At 64.2% G+C, this 6,517-nt stretch carries 9 protein-coding genes; 6 read left to right on the top strand and 3 right to left on the bottom strand.

The window, feature by feature from the left end:
• Window positions 1-861 (bottom strand): NAD(P)/FAD-dependent oxidoreductase (locus EN939_RS16415; RefSeq protein ID WP_164751025.1); only part of this gene is annotated, 861 nt, incomplete at its 3' end.
• A gap of 15 nt (window positions 862-876) precedes the next feature.
• Window positions 877-1,641 (bottom strand): HpcH/HpaI aldolase family protein, encoded by a 765-nt coding sequence (locus EN939_RS16410; protein ID WP_127268822.1) that lies wholly within the window; start codon window positions 1,639-1,641, stop codon window positions 877-879.
• A gap of 109 nt (window positions 1,642-1,750) precedes the next feature.
• On the opposite strand from EN939_RS16410, the gene EN939_RS16405 reads away from it, so the two are divergent.
• From EN939_RS16405 to EN939_RS16385, 5 genes are read left to right on the top strand one after another with little or no spacing between them, the layout of a single operon-like run.
• Complete coding sequence (locus EN939_RS16405) at window positions 1,751-2,641, top strand: 2-hydroxy-3-oxopropionate reductase (RefSeq protein ID WP_127268821.1); 891 nt, start codon at window positions 1,751-1,753, stop codon at window positions 2,639-2,641.
• Window positions 2,642-2,647: 6 nt separating this feature from the next.
• Window positions 2,648-3,460: a shikimate dehydrogenase family protein gene (locus EN939_RS16400; protein WP_127268820.1), complete on the top strand. Its 813-nt coding sequence runs from the start codon at window positions 2,648-2,650 to the stop codon at window positions 3,458-3,460.
• Complete coding sequence (locus EN939_RS16395) at window positions 3,453-4,259, top strand: SDR family NAD(P)-dependent oxidoreductase (RefSeq protein WP_127268819.1); 807 nt, start codon at window positions 3,453-3,455, stop codon at window positions 4,257-4,259. Before EN939_RS16400 ends, EN939_RS16395 begins: the two co-directional genes overlap by 8 nt.
• 31 nt (window positions 4,260-4,290) lie before the next feature.
• Window positions 4,291-4,638 (top strand): RidA family protein, encoded by a 348-nt coding sequence (locus EN939_RS16390; RefSeq protein ID WP_023810158.1) that lies wholly within the window; start codon window positions 4,291-4,293, stop codon window positions 4,636-4,638.
• Window positions 4,639-4,688: 50 nt separating this feature from the next.
• Window positions 4,689-5,477 carry a FadR/GntR family transcriptional regulator gene (locus EN939_RS16385; RefSeq protein WP_164749433.1) on the top strand — a complete coding sequence of 263 codons (789 nt, stop codon included), beginning with the start codon at window positions 4,689-4,691 and terminating at the stop codon, window positions 5,475-5,477.
• Window positions 5,478-5,519: 42 nt separating this feature from the next.
• On the opposite strand, the gene EN939_RS16380 is transcribed toward EN939_RS16385, so the two are convergent.
• Entirely contained in the window at window positions 5,520-5,783 is a 264-nt protein-coding gene (locus EN939_RS16380; RefSeq protein ID WP_127268817.1) for a hypothetical protein, read from the bottom strand.
• Here EN939_RS16380 and EN939_RS16375 point away from each other — a divergent pair.
• Window positions 5,767-6,477, top strand: a complete 711-nt coding sequence (locus EN939_RS16375) for an SDR family oxidoreductase (RefSeq protein WP_127268816.1) — start codon at window positions 5,767-5,769, stop codon at window positions 6,475-6,477. The genes EN939_RS16380 and EN939_RS16375 overlap by 17 nt on opposite strands.
• Window positions 6,478-6,517: the final 40 nt, after the last annotated feature.

Below are 6,517 nucleotides of genomic sequence, written 5' to 3'. Positions count from 1 at the left end.
GTCGCCCTGCGGCGTGTTGCCGGTGAGAAAAAGTTCGCCTTCCGGGCGCACGAATGTACCGGAAAGGTCGATGACGTTGGGCATCCGGCCGGGGATCGGGTTGGCGCTGGCAAAGACGAAGCTGTAGCGCTTGTAGGGCGCGACCGGGATCGACAGGCCGGCCATGGCTGCGACCTGCTGCGCGCGCGGACCCGCGGCGTTGACCAATGTTCCGCAACGAACCGTCTGGCCGGTCGCGAGGCGCACCGAGATGACCCGTCCATCGGCAATATCCAGCCCTGTCGCTGCATTGTCGATATACTCGACGCCGCTGGCGCGGGCGGCGCGGCGGAAACCGTTCATCAGCCCCACGGAGTCGAACCAGCCCTCTTCCCTAGCCCCCCAGGAACCGCCACCGAGATCCTCCACATTGAGCCAGGGGAAGCGATCCTTCAGCGGGCCCGGCTCGAGGAACACTGTGTGGGCCCCAAAACTGCGCTGCAGATCGACGCGCTCGCGGGCCGCTTCGACGCCGTCGGGTGAACAGCAGTAAAGATATCCATGCTCCTTGAAGCCGAGGTCGGGCGCCGGTTCGTCCTTGTAGAAAGGTGCCATACGCTCCTGGAAGGTGCGGATGATCTCGATGCCGAACTGGCTGATCTTCACATTGATCGGATTGGAATATTGCTGCCGGATCGCGCTGGTGGACAGCGCCGTCGATGAAAACTCGTAACTGCTATCGCGCTCGACCACGAGGATCGAGGCACCGCTGCCCAGCGCCTGGCTCAGCCAGTAGGCCGTGGACGAGCCGACAACCGCTCCGCCGACGATGACGATGTCGTAGGCGTTGCGCGATGGCGCTTTGTAAGGCGGGATCGCCATGGCTCCGACTCCAAGCTACTGGTTGAACAAAGCGATCAGGGCATCCGAGCCCCGCGCAAGAAGGCCAAGGTCCGAACCGACGGCAACCATGGTGAAGCCTTCGGCAAGGTAGCGGTCGGCATCGGCCTTCGCCGGCGCCAGGATGCCGCTTGCCTTGCCTGCCGCCGTTGCGGCCTGGCGCACGGACGAGATTGCCTCCTGGACATGTGCCGCGCCGGGATTGCCCATCGCGCCCATATTGGTGGAAAGATCGCCGGGACCGACGAAGAGAACGTCGACCCCGTCGACCCCCGCGATCTCGGCGGCATTCGCCACGCCCAATTCATCCTCGATCTGCACGGCGAGAAGCTGCTGCTCGCGCGCCTTGGCGTGGTAGCCGGCGATGCGGCCGAAGCCATTGGCGCGGTGACCGACCGAGAAGCCGCGAAATCCGCCGGGCGCATAGCTCATGGCCGCGACGATGGCGCGGGCCTGATCGGCGGTTCGTACATTGGGGATCATCAGGCTGCGTGCGCCGATATCCAGCGCCTGCTTGATCAGATTGGGATCGTCGGAGGGCAGCCTGACGACAGCCTCGCTGTCGAAGCCGCCCATCACCTGAAGCTGCGCCATGATGCTGCGCAGATGGTTGGGGCTGTGCTCGCCGTCGATCAGAACCCAATCGGCTCCGGAGCCGGCGACGATCTCCGTGGTGAGCGCCGAAGCCAGCGAGCACCAGATGCCGATGTGAGCCCGGCCAGCCGCGGTGGCGGCTTTCAGCGTGTTGAGGCGTTCTTGCATCTTGCGATCGTCTCCAATCATTTGGTTGAAATTTGTATGATGTCCTATATCATATGGCTACAAAACGCTGCAAGATGCGATGTAGGGACTTTCGAATGGGAGCTGGAGAATGAGGATCGGGTTCATCGGGCTTGGCGTCATGGGAGCACCGATGGCGCGCCACCTGGCCGATGCCGGGCATGAGATCGTCACCGTTCTCAATCGCTCCCCTCTACCGCAGGGCCTGACCGCATCGGTCGTCGCGTCCGCCGCCGAAGTGGCACGGCGGTCCGAGATCGTCGTCACCATGCTGCCCGACACGCCTGACGTCGAACGCGTCCTGTTGGGCGAGGACGGCGTCCTGGAAGGACTGTCAGCCGGCAAGCTGGTCATCGACATGAGCTCGATCAGCCCCATCGCCACGGCGGCGTTCGCGGCGAAACTGCGAGAGAAGGGAGCCGGCTACCTCGACGCCCCGGTCTCGGGCGGCGAGGTCGGCGCCAAGGCGGCAAGCCTCACCATCATGGTCGGCGGCCCGGCCGCCGAGTTCGAGCGGGCGCTGCCGATCTTTGAGACACTCGGCAAGAACGTCACTTTGATCGGCGAGCAGAATGGCGCCGGGCAGACCTGCAAGATCGCCAACCAGATCATCGTCGCGCTCAACATCGAGGCCGTGGCCGAAGCGCTTGTCTTCGCCAGCAAGGCCGGGTGCGACCCGGCGAAGGTTCGCGGCGCCCTGATGGGTGGCTTCGCCGCTTCCCGCGTCCTGGAAGTGCATGGCCAGCGCATGATCGACCGGACCTTCGCCCCAGGCTTTCGCATCAAGCTCCACCAGAAGGATCTCAACCTGGCGCTTGACAGTGCCCGCGCCCTTGGCGTGGCGCTGCCGAACACCGCCATGGCGCAGCAACTGATGAATGCCTGTTCGGCCCATCCAGGTGGCGCCGAGGCCGATCACTCGTCTCTCGTCCGGGCGCTGGAGATCCTCAGCGGCCACGAACTGTCAAAAGAAAAGGAGTAAAAACCGATGCGCGGAACCGGCAAGGCCGAGATCTTCGTGATGCTGGCCCATCCCGTGGCCCACGCCAAGAGCCCCGGCATATTCAACGAGATCTTCGAGCAGAAGGGCCTCGACAGCCTCATGGTGCCCTTGAGCTGCCGCCCGGAGGATTTTGAGACCTTCTGGGCCGGCATCACGGCAGCCGAGAATATCAGGGGCGTGATCATCTCGGTGCCGTACAAGGTTGCGGTCTACCACAAATGCTCCGCCGCGCATGACCGCGCCGCGCGGGTGGAAAGCGCCAACTCGGTGCGACGGCTGCCGGATGGCAGCTGGTATGCCGACAATTTCGACGGCGTCGGCTTCATCGATGCGCTCAAGGCGAACGGGCATCAGATCGCCGGCCGCCGCATTCTTCAAGTCGGTGCCGGTGGCGCCGGTGCTTCGCTCGCCTATTGTCTCGCGGAAGCCGGCGCCGACGAAATCCGCCTTACCGACATCGATACGGCGCGCGCCGGGAAACTGGCGGCGCTGGTTGGCCGCGCGTTCCCGAAATGCCGCATCCAGGTCGGAGAGGCCGAGCCTTCCGGCATGCATATGGCGATCAACGCCACGCCTGTCGGCATGCATGCCGGCGATCCGCTGCCGCTTGACGTCAGCCGGCTGACCCCGGATATGACGGTCGTGGACATCATCATGGAGCCTGCGGAAACCGCTCTGCTGCGGGCGGCCAAGGGGATCGGCTGCCGCGTTCAACCGGGACGCCCGATGATGGATTTCCAGGTCCGGGCGATGTCCGAATTCTTCGACATCGAAGGCAAGGACCGCGGCCATGGCTGAGACACCGACTGCCGTCGTCATCGGCGGCACCTCCGGCATCGGACGCGCTATCGCGCAGCGCTTCGCAGAAGACGGTTATCATGTGGTCGTCTCCGGCCGGGATGCGACGAGGGGCAATGAGGCGGCCGGCTCCTGCCAGGCGGCGGGCGCGCCGCGTGCGCTGTTTGTCCAGACAGATGTCGCAGATAGCGGCTCAGTCGAGGCTCTGGCACGGATTGTCAGCGACGGGTTCGGCACGCCTCACGTCGTCGTCAACTGCGCCGGCATCTTGCAGAGCGGCAAGTACGTCCTTGATCAGGATCTGGACGAGGACGAGAAGATGTGGCGGGTGAATTATCGCGGCACGCTGTTGGGGTGCCAGGTGTTTGGCCGGCTGATGTCGGCCGCCCGGCGAGGCGCGATCCTGAATGTCGGCTCGCTCGCCTCTTTCGCGCCGCTGTCGCTGCCCGCCTACACGCCGGGAAAGCATGCGGTCCTGGCCCTGACCCAGATCCTCGCCGCCGAACTCGGCCCGCATGGCGTTCGCGTCAATGCGGTCGCGCCCGGCTATACACTTTCCGATGGTCTGAAGACCAAGATCGCCAGGGGTGAACGCAACCCCGAAGCCATACAGGCCACCACGGCGCTGCGACGCTTCGTCGAGCCGCGCGACGTCGCCGAGGCGGCATTGTTCCTCTGCTCGGAGCGCGCCGCTTCGATTACCGGCGTCACCTTGCCGGTCGACGCCGGCTGGCTGGTTCAGGCGCCTTACGCACAATATCTGCAGGGAAATCCCATCCGGCAAACGCCGGCTATCTGACAAGGATAATCCAGTGATCAATATCTCGCCAGTGAGCGACATCCAGCGCTTCGACTTCGATACCCGCATACACCATGGCGTCATCCATAACGGCACGCTCTACCTCACCGGCCAGGTCGCGAGGCCCGGCCAGTCCGCGGCCGACCAGATGCGCGAGGTGCTCGGCAAGATCGATGCGCTGCTTGGCAAGGCGGGCACGGACAAGACCCGCATCCTTCATGTGCAGATGTGGCTGGACGACATCAGGGATTTCGACGAGGTCAATGCGGTGTGGGACGCCTGGATGCCCGGGGAGCACGCACCGGCGCGCTCATCGGGCGAAGGACGGATGGCGAAGCCCGGAATGCTGGTCGAGCTGATCGTCACCGCGGCGGTTTGAATGGTCCTGCCGGTTCGGGCATCATCCCGAATCTGGCGAGAGGGAGACTGATGACGAAGCGCAAGCCGCTTTCCACCGTCGTGGCGGAGAGCCTGTCCGAGAAGATCCGCTCCGGACAGCTGCTGCCCGGCGCGCAATTGCCGACTGAGGCGGAGCTTTGCGCCGAGTACGATGTCAGCCGCACCGTGGTGCGGGAAGCTGTGGCGCGACTGCGTTCCGAAGGCCTGGTGGTGCCGCAGCAGGGGCGCGGCATGTTCGTCAGCGAGACGCCGGCGCCGCGCAACTTCTCGATACCGGACGAAGCGCTCAGGACCTTGCCGGAAACCATTGCGCTGCTCGAGCTGAGGTTGAGCGTCGAGGTGGAGTCGGCGGGATTGTGCGCGGAACGGCGCACCGATGCGGAAGCCAGCGCGATCCGCACCTTGATGGAACAGGTCGACGCCCAGCAGGCCGATCCCGCCGTCGTCCAGATCCACTACGACTATGATTTCCACCTGGCGATCGCCAAGGCGGCACGAAATGAATTCATCCACGGTTTCCTAAGCTATCTCGGGCCGATGATCGTGCCGCGCTTCCAGCTCGGCTATCTGGTCACGCCCGAACTCAAGGACAGCTATTACGCGCGCATACACAGCGAACATAAGACAATCGTCGACGCCATCGAAAGGCAGGATGGCCGCGCCGCCCGCCAGGCCATGCGCAAGCACCTGCACAACAGTCTCGGGCGGGTGCGCGCCCTGGCCCGAGCCTCTGGCGTGGAGGCAATCGAAGCCGAGCAGAAGGCGGCGGCGGCCTCACTTTTCACCGACATGAAAAGGCCTGCCTCGACAGGCGGATGAGGCCTCGCGAATTCGATCGCATCGGCGCGCCTGAGCTGAAAATTAGACATCCGTTGCGAAAGCCGTGTTTTTTGTTCCGTCACCGGCTGCGCGGGTTTCCCAAGGGCTGAAGGCGCCAGCTTGCCAGCGTTTCCCTGGGTTTTCGGCTGCTGCGGTTATCCGAACACCCCAAGGGATTTTGGAGGCATCCGAAATTTTCGAAAGTTTATCTTTCCTTTTTGCTGGTTTTCTTGGTTTCGCGGCATCGGCCCGGGCCGCAAACTGAAAACAGACAATCAGGAAAGCCCACGTGACGACAGCCTTCATCACCGGTGCGACGAGCGGCATAGGGCGGGCCATAGCGATCGCGCTGAGCGACGCCGGCTACGACGTCTATGCGGTCGGGCGCAGCCAGGCCGCGCTCAAGGAGCTGCAGGCACAGCGGCCCGGCATCGTGCCGATTGCCGTCGACGTCACCGACCGCGAGGCCCTGGAAGCGGCCCTGGCGGATCTCACCATCGACGTGCTGATCAACAATGCCGGGGTCATGCCGCCGCTCGGCAACTTCGCCGATATGGAGATCGCTGACATCGACACCACGCTCGAGGTGAACCTCAGCGCGGCAATCCTGCTCACGCGCCTCGTCGTCCCGCAAATGCGCGAGCGGCAGTCCGGGCATGTATTGTTCACCGGCTCCACAGCGGGCCACGCGGCATACTCCAACATTGCCGTCTATTCAGCGACCAAGGCGGCGATATCAGGCTTTGCAGCAGCGCTGCGCGCCGACCTCTCCCCATCGGGCGTACGCGTCACCGAGATCGTTGCCGGCCGTGTCGAGACGCAGCTCTACCAGGACATCCTCGACGCCAACGCGCGCGCAGCCATGTACGCCAGCAAAGTGGTGCAGCCGGATGACGTGGCCAGGATGGTCGTCGCTGTGCTTGGGCTCCCCGCGTGGGCCGACGTTACCCGTTTCGACATCATGCCGACTTGGCCAACCTCGCCAAGCGGTACCAAGTAAGGAAAACTGGGATGAAAGATCTTTCCGTTCTGATCGTTGG

The sequence above is a fragment of the Mesorhizobium sp. M7A.F.Ca.CA.002.05.1.1 genome, assembly GCF_003998335.1.
Taxonomy (GTDB): domain Bacteria; phylum Pseudomonadota; class Alphaproteobacteria; order Rhizobiales; family Rhizobiaceae; genus Mesorhizobium.
This window is presented reverse-complemented; position numbering and strand designations above follow the sequence as displayed.